Genomic DNA, 18,597 nt, shown 5'->3' with positions numbered 1-18,597 from the left:
CCGCTGCCGGTACAGTGGTACAGGGACCCGTATACCCGCACGGTTCGCAGACCGCGCGGGTTCGCTTCGTCCGGATCATTCCGGTTCGCGGCGCCAGGGTCTCACGTACGCGGATGCCCGGTCGGAGAGCCGATCGGCTCCGACCTTGGCTTGGACCTCAAGCCAGGCACCGCATCAGTGGCCGAGCGAGGGCCGCCGCGGACCGCGCCGCAGGGCGCCGGTCCCGCGCCGACCCCTCAAGGGAAATCTCCCCCACGCCTCGGGACGCCGCAGCCCAGCCAGGGCCGGCGCCCGCGCGCAGCAGGGACCGGCGCGGTCGTGCACGACCTCGTAACTGACGGGTCCTCGGACCCGGCACAGTCACGCGGCTGCCCGCCGTCCACTCGCTCTCGGCCCGCCACACGGAAGAGGCAGCACCCTGTCCACCACGACTGAACCCACGAAGACCACGTTCCGCGAACTCGGCATCCTCCCGGAGACCGCCGAGGCGCTGGAGTCGGTCGGCATCATCCACCCGTTCCCGATCCAGGAGATGACCCTCCCGGTCGCGCTGACCGGGCACGATGTCATCGGCCAGGCCAAGACGGGCACCGGCAAGACCCTCGGCTTCGGCCTCCCGCTGATCGAGCGCGCGATCGTGCGCGCCGACGTGGACGCCGGCCGGGCCACCGAGGAGCAGCTCTCCGACAGCCCGCAGGCGCTGATCGTGGTCCCCACCCGCGAACTCTGCACCCAGGTGACCAACGACCTGCAGACCGCCGGCAAGGTCCGCAACGTCCGCGTGCTCGCCATCTACGGCGGCCGGGCCTACGAGCCGCAGGTCGAGGCGCTGAAGAAGGGCGTCGACATCGTGGTCGGCACCCCCGGCCGGCTGCTCGACCTGGCCGGGCAGAAGAAGCTCGACCTCTCCAAGATCCGGGCCCTGGTGCTCGACGAGGCCGACGAGATGCTCGACCTGGGCTTCCTGCCCGACGTCGAGAAGATCCTGACCATGCTGCCCGCCAAGCGGCAGACCCTGCTGTTCTCGGCCACCATGCCGGGACAGGTGATCAGCCTGGCTCGTCGGTACATGAGCCAGCCGACCCACATCCGGGCGGCCGCGCCGGACGACACCGGCCACACCGTCGCCTCCGTCGAGCAGCACATCTTCCGCGCCCACTCGCTGGACAAGGTCGAGATGGTCGCGCGGATCCTGCAGGCCGAGGGCCGCGGGCTGGCGATGATCTTCTGCCGCACCAAGCGGACCGCCGCCGATGTGGCCGACCAGCTGACCCAGCGCGGCTTCGCGGCCGGCGCCGTGCACGGCGACCTCGGCCAGGGCGCCCGCGAGCAGGCTCTGCGGGCGTTCCGCAGCGGCAAGGTCGACGTGCTGGTCTGCACCGACGTCGCGGCCCGCGGCATCGACGTCGAGGGCGTCACGCACGTCATCAACTACCAGTGCCCCGAGGACGAGAAGACCTACCTGCACCGGATCGGCCGGACCGGCCGGGCCGGCGCCTCGGGCACCGCGGTCACGCTGGTCGACTGGGACGACATCCCGCGCTGGCAGCTGATCAACAAGGCGCTGGAGCTGGGCTTCAACGAGCCGGAGGAGACCTACTCGACCTCCCCGCACCTGTACGAGCTGCTGAAGATCGTGCCCGGTACCAAGGGCGTGCTGCCGCGTTCCGAGCGCACCCGGGCCGGACTGGCCGCCGAGGAGGTCGAGGACCTCGGCGAGACCGGCGGGCGCGGTGCGCGCACCGGTGGCGGCCGGGGCGGCGAGCGCGACCGCGGTCGTGGCGGCCGTGGCGGCGAGCGACCCGGCGGCGAGCGCTCGGGCGAGCGTTCCGCTGAGCGCTCCGGCAGTGACCGCCCCAATGGCGAGCGCGGGAACGGGCGTCGCTGTGCGGTCGGCGAGCAGGCGACCGAGGAGCGGTCGGCCCGGGCGCCGCGCAACCGTCGGCGTACCCGTGGCGGCTCTTCGGTCGCCGAGGGGACGGCGCCGGTGACCGGTGCCGTGTCGGGCGGCGCTGGCGCAGACGGTGCTGGGGCGGCTGTCCCGGCGGCCGGTGTGCCCGCCGGCGGGGACGGCGAGACGGCGGCGCCGCGTCGGCGTCGTCGGCGCTCGCGTGGCAACGCGGCGGTCGAGGCCGCGACGACGGCGAGTGCGGTCGAGGCCGTGGAGGCGGCACCTGTGGCTGTCGCCCCGGTGGCTGCTGCTGTCGCTGCCGTCACCGAGGCTGCTCCGGCGCCCGAGGCGCCCGCGACGGTGACCGTGCCGAGCCAGGCCGGTGCGCCGGTCGAGGAGAGCGCGAGCCCCGCACCGAAGAAGGCCACCCGGACCCGGAAGACCGCCGCGAAGAAGGCGGTTGCCGAGGACGCGGCTGTCACCCCGGCCGAGGCCGTGACCGAGGCTCCGGCCGAGGCTGCGGCCACCGAGGTCGCGCCGGCCCCGCGCCGCCGCGCTCGCAAGGCGACGACGGCCGTGGCAGAGGCTCCGGCCGAGGCCGAGGCCGAGGCGGTTGCGGTGGCGGTGGCCGTGGTCACCGAGACCGCGCCGGCCCCGCGCCGCCGCACTCGCAAGGCGACGACCGTGACCGAGGCTCCGGCCGAGGTGGCGGCCCCGGTCGCGGCTCCGGTCGAGGAGGCCACTGCCGAGCAGCCGGCCAAGAAGACCGCCACCAAGCGGGTGCCCGCCAAGCGGACCACCAAGAAGGCTGCGGCTGCCGCTCCGGCCGAGGCGGACATCGCGACCGTCGCGGACATCGCGGAGCAGCCGGTCGAGAAGGCTCCGGCGAAGAAGACGACCACCAGGAAGACCGCGGCCAAGAAGACCGCCGCGGCTGCCGAGGCCGTCGTGGTCGCCGAGGAGGCGCCGGTCGCGAAGAAGGCGGCTGCCAAGCGGACCATCAAGAAGGCTGCGGCGGCTGCCGCTCCGGCGGAGACCGAGCCGGCTTCGGCCGAGGCCCCCGCCAAGAAGGCCACTCGGACCCGGAAGACCGCCGCCAAGAAGGCGGTCGCCGAGACCGAGGTGCCGGCTGAGGCTGCGGCCGAGGCAGCACCGGCGCCGCGCCGCCGCACCCGCAAGGCGGCGGTGGCGGCCGAGGCGACCGACTGACGGAGCATCACCTGACGAGGGGTGTGGCGGACAGCCCACCCCTCGTCGGCTGTCCGGCGGGCGACGAGCGCTTCGCGATGACGGATTCGCGCCGGCCGATTCTCGGTACCGGCTTCGCGATGGTCGATGGCGGACGACGGATGACGGATGACCGTTGACGAATGACCGGTGACAGCTGACAGATTTCAGATTCTGTTAACTGTCACCGGTCATCGCGCTTCGCCCCCACCCCCTACCCTCAACTACAGCTCTCGCCGACCGCAGCCGAGGAGGACTCCCCCTGATGAGCACCCCGCCCTTCCTCGCCCTCCCCGCCTGCGCCACCGCCCTGCGCCTGCCCACCAGTCGCGGCAGCTTCGCCGTCCTGCGCGCCGAGCCCACCGGCCCCGCGCGCGGCACCGCCCTGCTGGTGCCCGGCTTCACCGGCAGCAAGGAGGACTTCATCGCCCTCCTCGAACCGCTCGCCGCCGCCGGATTCCGCACCGTCGCCGTCGACCAGCGCGGCCAGTACGAGACCGGCGGCCCCGCCGACCAGGCCGCCTACGCGCTGCCCGAGCTCGGCCGCGACCTGCGCGCGATCTCCGACGCGCTCACCGAAGCCGCCCCCGGCACCCCCCTCCACCTGCTCGGCCACTCCTTCGGCGGCTATGTGGCCCGCGAAGCCGTCCTCGCCGGCGTCAACGCCCCCGCCAACACCCCCACCGCCCTGCCCTGGTCCTCGCTCACCATGCTCTCCACCGGCCCGGGCCCGATCGACCCCGCCGAGGCGGCCCGCACCAAGATGCTGATGGACGCGCTCGGCAGCGTGGACTTGGAGACCATCTGGCAGGTGATGCAGCAGTTGGAGGAGGGCAGCGGCGACCCGGCCGGCAAGCCCGCGCCCCAGATCGCCGAGTTCCTGCACCGCCGCTGGTTGGCCAACCTCCCCCAGGCCCTGCTGGCCATGGGTGAGCGCTTGCTCAGCGAGCCGGACCGCACCGCCGAGTTGGCGGCCGTTCCGCTGCCCAAGCTGGCCGTCTCCGGCGTGCGGGACTACGCCTGGCCGGTCGAGGAGCAGTCCGAGACCGCCGCACGGCTCGGCGCCCGGTACGTCCGGATCGACGGCGCCGGCCACTCCCCGAACGCGGAGCGCCCGACCGAGACGGCAGCCGCTCTGACCGAGTTCTGGTCCTCCGTCCAGTCGGCCTGAACGCCCAGCCGACCCGACCGTCGGTAGACCCGAGCGCCGGTCGATCACACCGCCAGCCGGCCCGAACGCCGGTCGACCAGAGCCCCAGTGAGCCTGAGCGCCGCCGTGGCCGCACGCTCTGCCGGGCCGAATTTCATTAGGTCCGGTAATATTTGATTCAGACCGGGAATGAACGCCCCGCCCGCGCGGTTCTATCCCGAGAGTCACCACGCGTCACCGCGCAGCCAAGTAACCAGGACTTCACGAGCGGGCAACTGCCAGGAAGCCGCTCGGCGCGACCCTGATGAACGAGGGCCCAGCAGTCTTCCCCCAGTCGATGGCCGGGGGGTGTCCAACCAGAGGCTGCAACGAGGGGGGACAAGTGGCACTGACCCAGGCACCACCGTCGGTACCGATGAGCACCACCCCGCCGCCCCGGCTCCCGCCGGGACCAAGAGAGGAGAGGCCCATGCGTTTCGAGATTCTCCGACTGGACGACCAGCAGGGCTCTGCCGTCGATCGTGTGATCGTCGACGCGGAGACTGTTCGCCGACTCGTGGAGGACGCCGCCCGTACCGGCGAGCGCCTCTACATCCGCCCGTGCCAGACCGTCTGACGCCACGTCCGGTCCGCTGCGGTCGCAGGCTCGCTGACGCCCCGTCACCCACTTGCCGGTGACGGGGCGTCAGCGTATCCGCGCCTGCCCCACCGGGCGCACGCGGCGTACCCGGCGCGCGCACCCGCGAGCGCGCCCGACCGACGTTTGCCGCCGAGCCGCGCGGGACATCCCCTAGCGGGGACCACCGCCCCGGCCCCGGCCGAGCCGACCCGTCCGGACGTACGTCCGCACGTATGTCCGGACCGCGCCGGTGACTCACTCCGTACGGGTGACCGTCCTTGACGCGGCGGTCCGGAGGGAGGAGCGTTGGCTGTTATGAGGGGCGAGCCAAGTTGCCCGAGGTGCGCCGGTCGGGTGCGTGCCCCCGGTCTCTTCTCCGACACCTGGCAGTGTGACAAGCACGGAGCCGTGCACCCGGTACAACCCGTACTGCCGCCCAGTGTGGAGGCCCTGGGCGCGGCGGTGACGAGGTCCGAGGTGCCCGTCTGGCTTCCGTGGCCGCTCCCGGTCAGCTGGCTGTACACCGGCATCGCCCACGCGGGTGACGATCTGTCGGGTTCCCGCGCCACCGCCGTGGCCTGCTCGGGCCCGGCCCCGCTCGGCGGTTTCGGCGAGCTGGTGCTGGTCGCCGAGGAGCTCGGGGTCGGCCTCGGCGCCCGCTACGCCGGGCTCCCCGGTCCCGATCCGGGTGAGGCCATCTCGCTGGACAAGCCGGTCGGCGCCAAGCTGATGGCGGCCGGCCGCCCGACGCCGATGTGGCACGTCCAGGGCGCGCCCAGTGACCGTGCGGTCTACGTCGGCGAGGCGCGCGGCATCTGGCTCTGGGCGATCGCCTGGCCCGAGCAGTCCGCTCTGGTGATGTACGACGAGCTGGTGCTGACCGACCTGCGCGACGCCGGCGCCGAGCTGGACCTGCTGCCCTGCGGAGCGCTCTCCCCGCGCCTGCTGGGCTGAGCCGCCAACACCGAACCCACCACCCCGAACCCGCCGCGCCACGCCGAACCCTCCACCCCGAGCCCTCAACACCGCCAAGCCCCAAGCCCCCAAGCCGCGCCGACTATCCTGGGCTGCTCCAGCCACTCCACCGCGTCAGCCAGGAGCCCAGCCCCGTGCGCATCGACCTGCACGCCCACAGCAACGCCTCCGACGGGACCGACAGCCCGGCCGAGCTGGTGGCCGCGGCAGTCGCGGCCGGACTCGACGTGGTGGCGCTGACCGACCACGACACCGTCGCCGGCTACGAGGAGGCGACCGCCGCGGTCCGGGATCTGCCGGCCGGCAGCGCGCTGACCCTGATCCCGGGTGCCGAGCTGTCCTGCCGGGTGGACGGCATCAGCATGCACCTGCTGGCCTATCTCTTCGATCCGGCGGAACCGGCCTTCGCCGCGGAGCGCGAGCTGGTCCGCACCGACCGGTTCCGGCGCGGGCAGGCCGTGGTCGAGCGCTGCCGGGCACTGGGCGCGCCGATCAGCTGGGAGCAGGTGCAGCGGATCGCCGGTTCCGGCTCGGTGGGGCGGCCGCACATCGCCAGCGCGCTGGTCGAGGCGGGCGTGGTGACCACGGTCTCGGAGGCCTTCACCCTCGACTGGCTGGCCAACGGCGGCCGGGCCGACGTGCCCAAGCACGAGACCGACCCGGCCGAGGCGGTCCGACTGGTCCGGGCGGCCGGCGGTGTGCCGGTCTTCGCCCACCCGGGCGCGGAGAAGCGCGGACGCACCGTCTCCGAGCAGGTGATCGCCGATCTGGCGGCGGCCGGCCTCGGCGGTCTCGAGGTGGACCACGTGGACCACGACGAGGCGGCCCGGACGCGGCTGCGCGGACTCGCGGGCGAGCTCGGGCTGTTCTGCACCGGCTCCAGCGACTACCACGGCTCGCGCAAGACGGTCGCGCTCGGCGCGTTCACCACCGCGCCGCAGGCCTACGAGGCGCTGCTGTCCCAGGCGACCGGCGCCAAGCCGATCAGCTGACCCGGGCAGCCACCCAGCCGACCTCAGGCACGCCGCCACCCAGCCACCCTCACGCAGGCCACCCAGCCACCCCAGGCAGGCCACCCAGCTGACGCCGGGTCAGCCCACCCCACATGCGGCCATCAGTCACCAACCCGACAATTCGGGCTATGGGCTTCTTCGACGGGACGACCTTCGGCTCGCTCTTCGTCACCCTCTTCGTGATCATGGACCCGCCGGGCACCATCCCGATCTTCCTGGCCCTCACCTCCGGGCGAGCCGGCCGGGTGCAGCGCAAGATGGCCTGGCAGGCGGCCGCGGTGGCACTCGGGGTGATCACCACCTTCGGCCTGTTCGGTCGGCAGATCCTCGACTACCTGCACGTCTCCATCCCGGCCCTGCAGGTCTCGGGCGGCATCCTGCTGCTGCTGATCGCGCTCGACCTGCTCACCGGCAAGATCGAGGAGCCGACCCAGACCAAGGACGTCAATGTCGCCCTGGTCCCGCTCGGCACCCCGCTGCTGGCCGGCCCGGGCGCGATCGTCGCGGTGATCCTCGCCGTGCAGAAGGCCCACGGCAGCGGCCAGGAACTGGCGGTGTGGACCGCGATCGTGGCCATGCACGGGGTGCTCTGGCTGACCATGCGGTTCTCGCTGGTGATCATCCGGATCATCAAGGAGGGCGGCGTGGTGCTGATCACCCGGCTCTCCGGTCTCCTGCTCTCGGCGATCGCGGTGCAGCTGGTGGCGAGCGGCGTCTACGGCTTCATCCACACCTACAAGTAGCAGCCGACCGGTCGCGGTCCACTCTCAGTCCAGCGCCACCCCGCGCCGCTGCGGATCGCGCAGGTCGGTGCCCTTGGCCAGCCACCGCTCCTGCAGCGCCGCCGCACCGTGCACCCGCTTGTGCGCGGCCTCGTTGGGCGTCATCGGCAGCAGCGGCAGGAAGCGCACCGGCTCGGCCGGCTCGGCCAGCTCCAGGTCCTCGACGAGGCCGCCGCTCTCGGCCGCCAGCACCGAGGTGAACGGCGCGTCCGGCCAGAGCGGCCCGCCCAGGTCGAGCGAGCTGCCGGGGGCCACCACCAGGCCTTCGACCTGCGGTGTCGCCGCGAAGGTGGCCAGCGCGCGGAGCACCTCGTCGCGTCCGGCGCGCAGCGTCAGCAGCAGTTCGGCGCGCGGCCCGCGCACCGGGTCGGCCACCGCCGAGGTGGGGTCGGCCATCGGGGCGGCGGCCATGCCCAGGGTCGCGTACCGGACCAGCCCCTCGGCGCCGGGGCCGAAGCGCAGCACCTCGATCCGCTCGGCGCCCAGGAAGGTGACCGCCGCGCGCCCGCTCGGCTCGCCGAAGGTGGTCAGCAGTCGGGCCTCGACGGCGGCCAGCACCTCGGCGCGGGTCGGGCCCTGCGGGCCGTGCGGCTGGCTTGGGTCGCCGAAGAGCGGGAAGTCGTGGGCCATACGGCGAGCGTACCCGGCCGGGTGCACGCCCCTGAGGCCCGTCCTGACCTGCTGTTAGGGTGAACGTTCGAGCAGAGGATCCCGGATGTCGATGATGAACAATCTTCGGGCCGCCGTACGGCCGACCCGCCGTCAGCCCGAGACGCCCGGTCGGACCGGCCGCCCCGGCGGGCCGCACACGGCCGTGGTGGACTGCGCCGTCTACCAGGAGGGCCGCCGACTCGGCGAGAGCTGCTCCCCGCGCGAGGCCGTCCGCAAGGTACGGGACGGCGGGCCGGGCGCGTTCAGCTGGATCGGCCTGCACGAGCCGACCGAGGAGGAGTTCGAGGGCATCGCCCAACGCTTCGGCCTCCACCCGCTCGCCGTGGAGGACGCGGTGCACGCGCACCAGCGCCCCAAGATCGAGCGGTACGGCGATGTGCTGTTCGCCGTCTTCAAGACCGTCTGCTACGTGGACCACGACCGCCTCACCCCGACCAGCGAGGTGGTGGACACCGGCGAGCTGATGGTCTTCGCCGGGGCCGACTTCGTGATCACGGTCCGGCACGGCGGCCACGGCTCGCTGACCGAGCTGCGCCACCAGCTGGAGAACGCCACCGACGGCACGGACGGCACCGGACTGCTCGCCAAGGGCCCGGCCGCCGTCCTGCACGCGATCGCCGACCAGGTGGTGGACGACTACCTGCTGGTCGCCGACCGGCTGCAGACCGACGTGGACGACATCGAGTTCGACGTCTTCTCCCCCGCGGGCGGCCCCGGCACCGACGCCGGGCGGGTCTACCAGCTCAAGCGCGAGGTGCTGGAGTTCAAGCGCGCGGTGGTCCCGCTGCTGCGGCCGATGCAGCAGCTCACCGAACCGGCCGCGGCCCAGCTGATCGACCGCGAGGTGCAGACCTACTTCCGCGACGTGGCCGACCACCTGGCCCGGGTGATCGAGCAGGTGCAGGGCTTCGACGAACTGCTCAACTCGCTGCTGCAGGCCAACCTGGCCCAGGTCTCGGTGGCGCAGAACGAGGACATGCGCAAGATCACCGCGTGGGCGGCGATCTTCGCCGTGCCCACGATGATCACCGGCATCTACGGCATGAACTTCGACAACATGCCCGAACTGCACTACAAGTACGGCTACTTCCTGGTGCTGGTCGGCGTCCTGGTGATCTGCGTCGGCATGCACCGCGGCTTCAAGCGCAACGGCTGGCTCTGAGCGTACGGCCGGCTCTGAGCGGACGGCCGGCTCTGACCGGACGGGTGGCCCTGGCGGGCGGCGGTCACTGCCGCCCGCCCCGCACCACCAGGCCGAGCCCGAGCAGGATCACCGCCACCGCCGGGTAGGCGGCGTACGGCGGCCACTGGCCCAGCCAGACGGCGGCGATCAGCGCCGCGCCCGGGGTCTCCAGCAGGATCGCGGTGGAGGTCACCGAGGGACCGAGGGTGCGCACCACCCGGTTGCTCAGCGAGTGCCCGAGCAGCTGGGCGGCCACCATCAGCAGCGCGATCTGTCCCCAGACGCCGGCCGGCCAGCCGACCATCCGGGTGCCGGTGACCAGGCAGAGCGCCAGCAGCACCACGGCCGTGGTGGCGTAGCAGACCAGGGTGTAGGCGGTGGTGCTGACGGTCCGTCGGACCTCGGCCCCGAGCAGCATGTAGCCGGCGGCGGCCAGGCCCGCGCCCAGCGCCAGCGCGTCGCCCAGCAGCGCCCGGGAGGAGAGCGCCAGGTCGACGCCGGTGAGCACCAGCACGCCCGTGAAGGCCACGCACATGCCCAGCCAGACCAGTCGGGGCGGGCGCACCCCGGTGATCCGCATGATCAGGATGGTCCACAGCGGGGTGGTGGTGACCAGCGCGGTGGCCGAGGCCACCGAGGTCATCCGCAGGCTGGGCATCCAGAGCGCGAAGTGCACCGCGAGCAGCACCCCGGCGGCGATCGCCAGCAGCAGCGCGCGCCGGCCGATCCCGCGCAGCTCGGCCCGGTGGCGCAGCAGCGCGTACGGGCCGAGCACGCCCACCGACATGATGTTGCGCCAGCAGGCGATGGCCAGGGCTGGTGCGGCGGTGGCGCTGATCAGCGGCGCGGAGAGCGAGATGCCCGCGATCGAGACGGCGAGCAGCAGCAGATCCGTCCTGGGCAGCGCCGGTGCGGGCGTGGCGACCGACGGGGCGTGGGCGGCGGCGGTGGCGGTCTCGGGCCGAGCGACGGGCACGGCTCTCCTCAAAGGTGCAGGGCGGAGCAAAGGGGGGGCGGGCCGTACTACGGTAAGGCCCGTGCCGCTATGACGCCGCTGTCGCCCACATCTCAAGACTTCCGGCGTGACCGCCTCAAGACTTCCGGCGCAACCGCCCCAGCACCAGCTTCGGCAGCCCGGCCGGGATCGGCTGCCGGGTGGTCGCCGAACTGACCATCGGCACGGCGGCGTGCGAGCCCTCCGGCATCGCGCCCGGCTGCTGGGTCGGCGCCCCCACCGGCGCCAGCCGCAACACCCGGCACTCGGCCGCCCAGCGGTCCGTGATGGTGTCGGTGTCCGGCGCGTTCAGCCGCTTCCCCTTGAGCTCCTCGACCGCCCCGGTCCAGGCGTCACTGCCGGGCTCGAGGACCGAGACGGCGGCGGTGAAGGCGACCAGCCGCCCCCACTTGTCCTTGCTGCGCACGGTCACCTCGGCCGAGCCCTGGGCACGCAGCCCGTGCAGCGGCTGCTCGCCGCCGTCGCCGACCACCACCACCGCGCCGTCGTGCCAGGCGTGCCAGAGCGGTCGGCTCTCGCCGGCGCCGTCGGCCCGCACCCAGAGCAGCCCGGACTTCTTCACCGCCTCCTCCAGCAGAGCACGGCCCAGGAAGTCGTCAGCAGTGGTGTTGATCCCGTCCATGCGCCACAGCGTACGGGGCGGCGCAACGGCCGCTGTGCCGCATGGACCGTAACGGCGGCTCCGCGACGCCCGAAACGGGACAGTTAGATAGCCTTTCCCCAGGACGAGCGGAAGGAAGTCCATGGCAGGGCCAGGCAGCCGGGTCTTCATCTCCCATCTCGCCGGAGTCGCCGTCTTCGACCCCAACGGCGACCAGGTCGGCCGGGTCCGCGACGTGGTCGTCTCACTGCGGCTCGCCGGACGCCCGCCGCGGGTGCTCGGCCTGGTGGCCGAGGTGGTCGGCCGGCGCCGGATCTTCCTGCCGATGACCCGGGTGACCAGTCTCGAGTCCGGCCAGGTGCTGACCACCGGGGTGATCAACATGCGCCGCTTCGAGCAGCGGCCGACCGAGACCCTGGTGCTGGCCGAACTGCTGGACCGCCGGGTCACCGAGACCGCCACCAGCGCCGAGGTGACCGTGCTCGACGTGGCCATGGTGCAGACCCGGGCGCGTGAGTGGGAGATCAGCAAGGTCTTCGTGCAGCGCGGCAAGGTCGCCCGGCTGCGCAAGAGCAAGGGCGAGGCGGTCACCCTGGACTGGACCGCGGTGACCGGCTTCACGCTGACCGAGGAGGGCCAGGGCGCGGCCAACCTGCTGGCCACCTTCGAGCAGCTGCGCCCGGCCGACCTGGCCAACGTGATGCACCACCTGTCCGCCAAGCGCCGGGCCGAGGTGGCCGCCGCGCTGGACGACGAGCGCCTCGCCGACGTGCTGGAGGAGCTGCCCGAGGACGACCAGGTGGAGATCCTCGGCAAGCTGCAGGACGAGCGGGCGGCCGACGTGCTGGAGGCGATGGACCCGGACGACGCCGCCGACCTGCTCTCCGAACTGCCCGGCGAGGAGGCCGAGCGGCTGCTCCAGCTGATGGAGCCGGAGGAGGCCGCACCGGTGCGCCGGCTGCTCTCCTACGAGGAGGACACCGCCGGCGGTCTGATGACCACCGAGCCGATCGTGCTCGAGCCGGACGCCACGGTGGCCGAGGCGCTGGCCCGGGTCCGGGTCTCCGACCACAAGCCCGCGCTGGCCGCCCAGGTGTACGTCTGCCGCCCGCCGAACGAGACCCCCACCGGCACCTACCTGGGCACCGTGCACTTCCAGCGGCTGCTGCGCGAGCCGCCGTACACCCTTGTCGGCTCGATCGTGGACGGTGATCTCGACCCGCTCCCGCCGGACACCCCGCTCCCGCTGATCACCAGTTACCTGGCGACCTACAACATGGTCGCCGCCCCGGTGGTGGACGAGGCCGACCACCTGCTCGGCGCCGTCACCGTCGACGACGTACTGGACCACCTGCTGCCCGAGGACTGGCGCGAGGCCGCGCTGCACGGCCACAACGGGGACCTGGAGCAGGACCCGGCGGACCACAAGCACGAGACGGAGACGAGCAGTGGACGCTGACCGCAAGCGGATCCTGAGCGAGCTGAGCCGGCTGCGTGAGCTGCGCACCCGCGAGGGCGGCCGGGTTCAGCGGGTGGACACCGCACACGGCACGGCCATCCGGACCCGGCTCGACCAACCGCGCACCGGACGCCCGTCGGTCTTCACCCTGCCCTCCTACGACCCGGAGGCCTTCGGCAAGCTCTCCGAGCGGATCGCCCGCTTCCTGGGCACCGGGCGCTTCATCGTCTGGATGACGGTGGTGGTGCTGGTCTGGATCGGCTGGAACACCCTGCTGCCGGTCAGTGTCCGGTTCGACGAGTACCCGTTCATCTTCCTCACCCTGGCGCTCTCGCTGCAGGCCTCCTACGCGGCCCCGCTGATCCTGCTGGCGCAGAACCGTCAGGACGACCGCGACCGGGTCAACATGGAGCAGGACCGGGCCCGCAGCGACCGCAACATCGCCGACACCGAGTACCTGACCCGTGAGGTGGCGGCGCTGCGCCAGGGCCTGGGCGAGGTGGCCACCCGCGACTTCATCCGCTCCGAGCTGCAGAGCCTGCTCAAGGAGATGGACGAGCGACTGGGCGCCAGCGAGGCCGCCTGAGGTCGGGCGGCCCGCTCGAACCGGCGGCGACTCGGGCCGGTTGTGACCCTCGGCACGCTACCGGCCAGTCAACCGCCCTGACGGCGAGCCGTACCATCAAGACATGGCCAATGAGACAGAGGTGGCGACCGGCGTGACGGAGGAGTCCGTCCGCAAGGCGCTGTCCACCGTGCAGGATCCGGAGATCAACCGCCCGATCACCGAGCTCGGCATGGTGAAATCGGTGGAGTTCTCCGCGGGCGGCGCGGTGCGCGTCGCCGTCTACCTGACCGTCTCCGGCTGTCCGATGCGCGAGACGATCACCGACCGGGTGAAGACCGCGGTCGGCCGCGTGCCGGGGGTGACCTCGGTCGAGGTCGAGCTCGACGTGATGAGCGAGGAGCAGCGCAAGGAGCTCTCCCAGCTGCTGCGCGGCGGTGCGCCCGAGCGCGAGATCCCGTTCGCCAAGCCGGGCACGCTGACCCGGGTGTACGCGGTCGCCTCCGGCAAGGGCGGGGTCGGCAAGTCCTCGGTCACCGTCAACCTGGCCGCGGCGATGGCCGCCGACGGGCTGAAGGTCGCCGTGGTGGACGCCGACATCTACGGGCACAGCGTGCCGCGGATGCTGGGCGTCGAGGGCCGCCCGACCCAGGTGCAGGACATGATCATGCCGCCGTCCTCGCACGGCGTGAAGGTGATCTCGATCGGCATGTTCACCCCGGGCAACGCCCCGGTGGTCTGGCGCGGCCCGATGCTGCACCGCGCGCTGCAGCAGTTCCTGGCCGACGTCTACTGGGGCGACCTGGACGTGCTGCTGCTCGACCTTCCGCCCGGCACCGGCGACATCGCGATCTCGGTGGCCCAGCTGGTGCCGAACGCCGAGATCCTGATCGTCACCACCCCGCAGCAGGCCGCCGCCGAGGTGGCCGAGCGAGCCGGCACCATCGCGCTGCAGACCCACCAGAAGATCGTCGGCGTGATCGAGAACATGTCCGGCATGCCCTGCCCGCACTGCGACGAGATGGTCGACGTCTTCGGCACCGGCGGCGGCCAGACCGTGGCCGACGCCCTCACCCGGGCCACCGGCGCCACCGTCCCGGTGCTCGGCAACATCCCGATCGACGTCCGCCTGCGCGAGGGCGGCGACGACGGCCGCCCGGTCGTCCTGGCCGCCCCCGACTCCCCGGCCGGCGCCGCCCTGCGCACCGTGGCCGGCAAGCTCGGCGGCCGCCAGCGCGGCCTCTCCGGCCTCTCGCTCGGGCTGACCCCGAAGAACAAGTTCTGATCGGGCGCTCTGCCGACCCGATCAGGCCCGCTGCCGACCCGCAGCTGACGTGCCTTCAGGACCTGGTGTACGACGCCAGGTCCTGAATCGCGCTGAAGCCCATGCCGTAGGCACTGATGCCGCGGCCGTAGGCGCCGAGCAGCACGCCGGGCGCCTCGCCGGCCAGCACCCAGCCGTACTCGGACTCGCGGTAGCGGAAGGGCTCGGGGAGGCCGTTGACCGGGAGGGTGAGGGGGGACCAGCCGGGGCCGCCGAGGTCGTCGGCGAGGTCCCAGGCGAGGCCGGTCTGCTGGTCCAGCCACTCCTGGCGGCGGCTGCGGTCCAGCTGGCCGGGCCAGGTGGAGGCGAGCAGGCCGGAGCCGGCCAGCCAGGCCGCGGAGGAGGCGGAGGTGGCCTCCAGTACGCCGGTGCCGTCCGCGCTGCGCCGGCCGGGGCGGCGGGCCACCGTGACCACCACGGCGAACCGGCGGCCGCCGTGCGCCTCCTGCTGCTTGGGCGGCTCCTCGCCGTGGCCGACCGAGCCGTAGTCGATGCTGCGCTGCTGGGCGGGGCGCTGCTGACCGCCGGCGCCGGCCTGCAGCAGCCAGCGGCGCCCGGTCCAGCCCTCGTCCAGGCCGTACCAGGGGAAGTCGGCGGCCAGGTAGGGCGCCAGCGGGTCGGTGGGCTCGGCCGCGCGTCGGGCCGGCACCTCCGCCGCCTCGGCGGTGGCCGTACCGCGCCGAGCCGTCTCGGTCGGTTCCACCGCACGGCTGTTCGTCGCGTCCATCCGGGACCTCCTCAGCTACCTGTCGAGCACTCAGCACAATAGCGGCGCACCACGCCGACACCCCGCCGGGCGGCTGCCCTGGCGGGGTGTCGTGGTCGTGACGGGCTTCGAGGAGCCCCGGTTCAGGGCCGGCCGGACAGGCCCGAGGGCCCTAGGTGGCGTCCGGGTCGAACGGAGCCCGCTCGCCGGCGGCCAGCGGCGCGCTGACCGGCTGCGCGGCAGGCGCCGCGGCCGACGTGGTGGTGCTGATCGTGCCGTTGGCCGGCTTGTCGTCCAGCACCGACTTGATGTCCATGCCCTCGCGCAGCTCCTTGAAGCCGAGCGGGTCGTCGCCGTCGCCGAGCAGGCTCTTGCGCACGAAGGTCTTCGGGTTGAGGTCCTCGAACTCGAAGTCCTTGAACTCGGGGCCGAGCTCACTGCGGATGTCGGCCTTGGCGCTGTCCGCGAAGGAGCGCACCTTGCGGATGAAGCCGACCGTGTCCTGGATCAGCTTCGGCAGCTTGTCGGGCCCGAAGATCACGATCGCCATGACGGCCAGAGTGATCATTTCGAGTGGGCCTATGTCGAAGAACACGGAAGCTCCCAGCTGCTGGAGGACGAACCCGGTTCGGCCCGCGACACCGGTCCCTACAGCGTAATGGCCACCAGCAGGTCTGTGGTCCACGGGCGGATGAAACCGTGGTAAAGACCAACTGGTGGCCGAACACTGTCGGGACTACTGGTCGGACTACGGCAGAAACGGGCGACCGTTGACGACCGGATTGACCACCTGGCCGGTGTCCGCCTGACCGTTGCCCCCCTGCCCCGGGTGACCGAGCGGACCGGGGGTCAGCAGGTCGTACGGGTGACCGCCGCTCGGGCGCAGCGGGAAGTTCACCGTCAGCGGGGCGGTCAGCGGACCGCCCGGGACGTTGCCCGGCACCTGCGGGTTGACCGCGTTGCCGTGCTGGTCGTCCAGCGGGGTGTCGCCCGCCACCGAGGCCAGGCCCAGGCTGCCGAAGCCGCCCAGGGTCACCGCGGCCACCGAGAAGGCGCCGGCCGCCGCGACCACCAGCCGCCGCCCGCGCGGCACCCCGGGTCGCGAGATCGGCAGTACCGCCGCCGGCCGCTGCCGTTCGGGGCTGCTGGCGGCGGCACGCGCCGCGCCACCGCGCCGACCGCTCCACAGCCGCACGTCCGGGCCGCGCCCGGCCCGCGGGTCGACCCCGGGCAGTGGCGCGTCGGAACCGAGCGCCCCGCTGCCGAAGGAGGCGCCGGCACCCCGGCCGAAGGAGCCGCCGGTCAGCCGGCTGCCGCCCAGCGAGGGGCTACCGAGTGACGGGTTGCCCAGCAGACTGGCGCTGGGCAGCTCCGCACTGGACAGTCCGCCGGAGCCGTCCCGCGGACCGTCGTCCGCACCGTCGTCCTCGGGCAGCGCGGCCACCGCGAGCAGCCGGGCCATCAGCATCCCGGACGGGCCGGGGGCCTCGGTCCGGGTGAGCAACTGCTTGACCGCGCGGGCCGCCTCGGCCTCGGCCAGGCAGCTCGGACAGGTCGCCAGATGGGACTGGACCCGCTCCCGGGCGTCATGACCCAGCTCGCCGTCCAGGTAGGCGGTCAGCGCCTCGCCGAGGTGGTGTTCCTCGGTGCTCGCCGCGGGTTCTGCCGGGCGTACGGCGATCGGCCGCAGCACCGGGAACTCCTGCCCCACGAGATCCTGCCGGGCGGGCGCCGGGCGCTTGGCGCCGGACCGGCCTGCGCCGCTCACGATCGCCTCCGCCCGCTCCCGCCCGGATCGGCCGCGAGCGCGCCGACGATCACCGGCTCGAGCGGCTCGGAGCCGCCACGCCGGGCACGGCCGGGCTCGGCGCCCGGGGCCCGGTGCTTGAGGGCGGCACGCAGGTGCGAGCGACCGCGGTGGATCCGGCTGCGCACGGTGCCGAGCTTGACGCCCAGGGTGGCCGCGATCTCCTCGTAGGACAGGCCCTCGATGTCGCAGAGCACCACGGCCGCGCGGAACTCGGGGGCCAGGGTGTCGAGTGCGTGCTGCACGTCGGCGTCGAAGTGGGTGTCGCTGAAGGCCTGGGCCGGGTTCGGCTCGCGGCTGGGCAGCCTCTCGGCGGCGTCCTCGGCCAGCGCGTCGAAACGGATCCGCTGACGGCGGCGGACCATGTCCAGGAAGAGGTTGGTGGTGATCCGGTGCAGCCAGCCCTCGAAGGTGCCGGGGGTGTAGGTGGACAGCGAGCGGAAGACCCGGACGAAGACCTCCTGGGTGAGGTCCTCGGCATCGTGCTGGTTGCCCGTCAGGCGGTAGGCCAGGCGGTAGACCCGGGCGCTGTGCGCCTCGACGATCTCCTCCCAACTGGGCGGAGTCCAGCTCTGCGCGTCGGCCCCGTCGGCGAAGGTCGCGATAGCGGCGGGGGCCGAGGACTCGGCGGCGGTGCCGTCGGACGACTGGTCCAGGGGAGAGTGCGCAGACTGGTTCATCACGGGCTTCGGCGTACGGGCCGACGAGGTGCCGCGGAGTTGCCGCCGCACAGGGACGTCGCCCTCGGCCACACCTCCTCGGTTGGCTCTTCTGCCCAGCAGGGCCACCACCATATCCACCTCACCCGTCAGTTCTGGATAAAAGTGTGCTCATCCACCGACCGTGCGCACCAACCGCGCATTGACTTCAACGGCCCGCCGCCGGACGCGGTTCCCACCCGGCCAGTAATCTGTGGCAAGAAATATCGACATCCGGCAGCGCCCCTACTCTCCAGGACGAAAATCATCGACTTCGGGCCCGCGGCTGCGACCCTCGCCGACACCTATGTCAGCGAGGACGCCGTGCTGACCTACGCCCGGTCGCAGGCGGCCAGGACCGGCGTGCGGGCGATCAGTCCGAGCGGCGGGGCCGCGCTGCGGCTGCTGGCCGCGGCGGTCGGCGCCAAGGCGGTGGCCGAGATCGGCACCGGCACCGGCGTGTCCGGCCTCTACCTGCTGCGCGGCATGCGCCCGGACGGCATTCTGACCACCGTCGACCCGGAGCCGATCCGCCAGGAGTTCGCCCGCGAGGCCTATCTGGCGGCGGGATTCGCGGCCAATCGGGCCCGGTTCATACCCGGACGGGCGCTGGACGTGCTGCCGCGACTCGCCGACGGGCAGTACGACCTGGTGCTGTGCGACGGGGACGCCGCGGAGTCGCAGGCGTACCTTGCAGAATCGTTGCGGCTGCTGCGGCCGGGCGGGGTGGTCTGCTTCGAGGGCGTGTTCCAGCAGGGCCGGCTGACCGACCCGGCGCTGGACGACCCGCGCACCGCGGCGGTGCGCGAGCTGGTCCAGGAGGTCCGGGAGAGCAAGCGGCTGCTGCCCGCGCTGCTGCCGGTCAGCGACGGGCTGCTCTGCGCCATCAAGCGCTGACCCCGGGCGGACC

The 18,597-nt window shown here is 73.0% G+C and carries 18 protein-coding genes; 11 read left to right on the top strand and 7 right to left on the bottom strand.

Features of this window, described 5'->3' with window-relative positions:
• The first annotated feature begins 532 nt into the window (after positions 1–532).
• The 6 genes from BR98_RS16510 (at position 533) to BR98_RS16490 (ending at position 7,618) form a co-directional block, all read left to right on the top strand.
• A complete protein-coding gene (locus BR98_RS16510; protein WP_035845521.1) occupies positions 533–3,100 on the top strand; it encodes a DEAD/DEAH box helicase in 2,568 nt (855 codons plus the stop codon).
• A 283-nt stretch (positions 3,101–3,383) separates the two neighbouring features.
• Positions 3,384–4,289, top strand: coding sequence for an alpha/beta fold hydrolase (locus BR98_RS16505; protein ID WP_035845518.1), 906 nt, complete (start codon positions 3,384–3,386; stop codon positions 4,287–4,289).
• A 448-nt stretch (positions 4,290–4,737) separates the two neighbouring features.
• Entirely contained in the window at positions 4,738–4,884 is a 147-nt protein-coding gene (locus BR98_RS40310; RefSeq protein WP_198042235.1) for a hypothetical protein, read from the top strand.
• Positions 4,885–5,202: 318 nt separating this feature from the next.
• The gene (locus BR98_RS16500; RefSeq protein WP_035845515.1) at positions 5,203–5,841 is read left to right on the top strand and encodes a DUF6758 family protein; all 639 of its coding nucleotides are present in this window, start codon (positions 5,203–5,205) and stop codon (positions 5,839–5,841) included.
• A 155-nt stretch (positions 5,842–5,996) separates the two neighbouring features.
• On the top strand, positions 5,997–6,854 hold the full coding sequence (locus tag BR98_RS16495; RefSeq protein WP_035845514.1) for a PHP domain-containing protein: 858 nt from the start codon (positions 5,997–5,999) through the stop codon (positions 6,852–6,854).
• A gap of 149 nt (positions 6,855–7,003) precedes the next feature.
• Complete coding sequence (locus tag BR98_RS16490; RefSeq protein ID WP_035845512.1) at positions 7,004–7,618, top strand: MarC family protein; 615 nt, start codon at positions 7,004–7,006, stop codon at positions 7,616–7,618.
• Between the two features lie 24 nt (positions 7,619–7,642).
• Here BR98_RS16490 and BR98_RS16485 read toward each other — a convergent pair whose 3' ends face one another.
• Positions 7,643–8,287, bottom strand: coding sequence for a suppressor of fused domain protein (locus BR98_RS16485; RefSeq protein WP_083976648.1), 645 nt, complete (start codon positions 8,285–8,287; stop codon positions 7,643–7,645).
• An 85-nt stretch (positions 8,288–8,372) separates the two neighbouring features.
• Between BR98_RS16485 and BR98_RS16480 the strand changes: the two genes are divergently transcribed.
• Positions 8,373–9,491 carry a magnesium and cobalt transport protein CorA gene (locus BR98_RS16480; protein WP_035845510.1) on the top strand — a complete coding sequence of 373 codons (1,119 nt, stop codon included), beginning with the start codon at positions 8,373–8,375 and terminating at the stop codon, positions 9,489–9,491.
• Between the two features lie 64 nt (positions 9,492–9,555).
• Here BR98_RS16480 and BR98_RS16475 read toward each other — a convergent pair whose 3' ends face one another.
• Both BR98_RS16475 and BR98_RS16470 read right to left on the bottom strand, forming a co-directional pair.
• Positions 9,556–10,488 (bottom strand): DMT family transporter, encoded by a 933-nt coding sequence (locus tag BR98_RS16475; RefSeq protein ID WP_083976646.1) that lies wholly within the window; start codon positions 10,486–10,488, stop codon positions 9,556–9,558.
• A gap of 115 nt (positions 10,489–10,603) precedes the next feature.
• A complete protein-coding gene (locus BR98_RS16470) occupies positions 10,604–11,149 on the bottom strand; it encodes a pyridoxamine 5'-phosphate oxidase family protein (protein WP_035845507.1) in 546 nt (181 codons plus the stop codon).
• Between the two features lie 121 nt (positions 11,150–11,270).
• Here BR98_RS16470 and BR98_RS16465 point away from each other — a divergent pair, with 121 nt between their 5' ends.
• The 3 genes from BR98_RS16465 (at position 11,271) to BR98_RS16455 (ending at position 14,437) form a co-directional block, all read left to right on the top strand.
• The gene (locus tag BR98_RS16465; RefSeq protein WP_051969841.1) at positions 11,271–12,587 is read left to right on the top strand and encodes a magnesium transporter MgtE N-terminal domain-containing protein; all 1,317 of its coding nucleotides are present in this window, start codon (positions 11,271–11,273) and stop codon (positions 12,585–12,587) included.
• Positions 12,588–12,627: 40 nt separating this feature from the next.
• Complete coding sequence (locus BR98_RS16460) at positions 12,628–13,173, top strand: DUF1003 domain-containing protein (RefSeq protein WP_198042366.1); 546 nt, start codon at positions 12,628–12,630, stop codon at positions 13,171–13,173.
• Between the two features lie 103 nt (positions 13,174–13,276).
• Positions 13,277–14,437: an Mrp/NBP35 family ATP-binding protein gene (locus BR98_RS16455; protein ID WP_035845504.1), complete on the top strand. Its 1,161-nt coding sequence runs from the start codon at positions 13,277–13,279 to the stop codon at positions 14,435–14,437.
• A 55-nt stretch (positions 14,438–14,492) separates the two neighbouring features.
• On the opposite strand, the gene BR98_RS16450 is transcribed toward BR98_RS16455, so the two are convergent.
• The 4 genes from BR98_RS16450 to sigE form a co-directional block, all read right to left on the bottom strand.
• Positions 14,493–15,203, bottom strand: a complete 711-nt coding sequence (locus BR98_RS16450; protein ID WP_232247440.1) for a hypothetical protein — start codon at positions 15,201–15,203, stop codon at positions 14,493–14,495.
• Between the two features lie 151 nt (positions 15,204–15,354).
• A complete protein-coding gene (locus BR98_RS16445; protein WP_035845500.1) occupies positions 15,355–15,777 on the bottom strand; it encodes a sec-independent translocase in 423 nt (140 codons plus the stop codon).
• A gap of 153 nt (positions 15,778–15,930) precedes the next feature.
• Complete coding sequence (locus tag BR98_RS41350; RefSeq protein WP_035845497.1) at positions 15,931–16,950, bottom strand: zf-HC2 domain-containing protein; 1,020 nt, start codon at positions 16,948–16,950, stop codon at positions 15,931–15,933.
• Positions 16,947–17,669, bottom strand: a complete 723-nt coding sequence (gene sigE, locus BR98_RS16435; RefSeq protein WP_051971087.1) for an RNA polymerase sigma factor SigE — start codon at positions 17,667–17,669, stop codon at positions 16,947–16,949. The genes BR98_RS41350 and sigE overlap by 4 nt, the downstream gene beginning before the upstream one ends.
• 282 nt (positions 17,670–17,951) lie before the next feature.
• On the opposite strand from sigE, the gene BR98_RS16430 reads away from it, so the two are divergent.
• Positions 17,952–18,584 carry an O-methyltransferase gene (locus BR98_RS16430; RefSeq protein WP_035852603.1) on the top strand — a complete coding sequence of 211 codons (633 nt, stop codon included), beginning with the start codon at positions 17,952–17,954 and terminating at the stop codon, positions 18,582–18,584.
• Positions 18,585–18,597: the final 13 nt, after the last annotated feature.

It is taken from the genome of Kitasatospora azatica KCTC 9699 (genome assembly GCF_000744785.1).
In the GTDB taxonomy this organism is placed as follows: domain Bacteria; phylum Actinomycetota; class Actinomycetes; order Streptomycetales; family Streptomycetaceae; genus Kitasatospora; species Kitasatospora azatica.
Note: the sequence above shows the minus strand (reverse complement) of the source record. Positions and strands in the feature narration are given on the sequence as shown.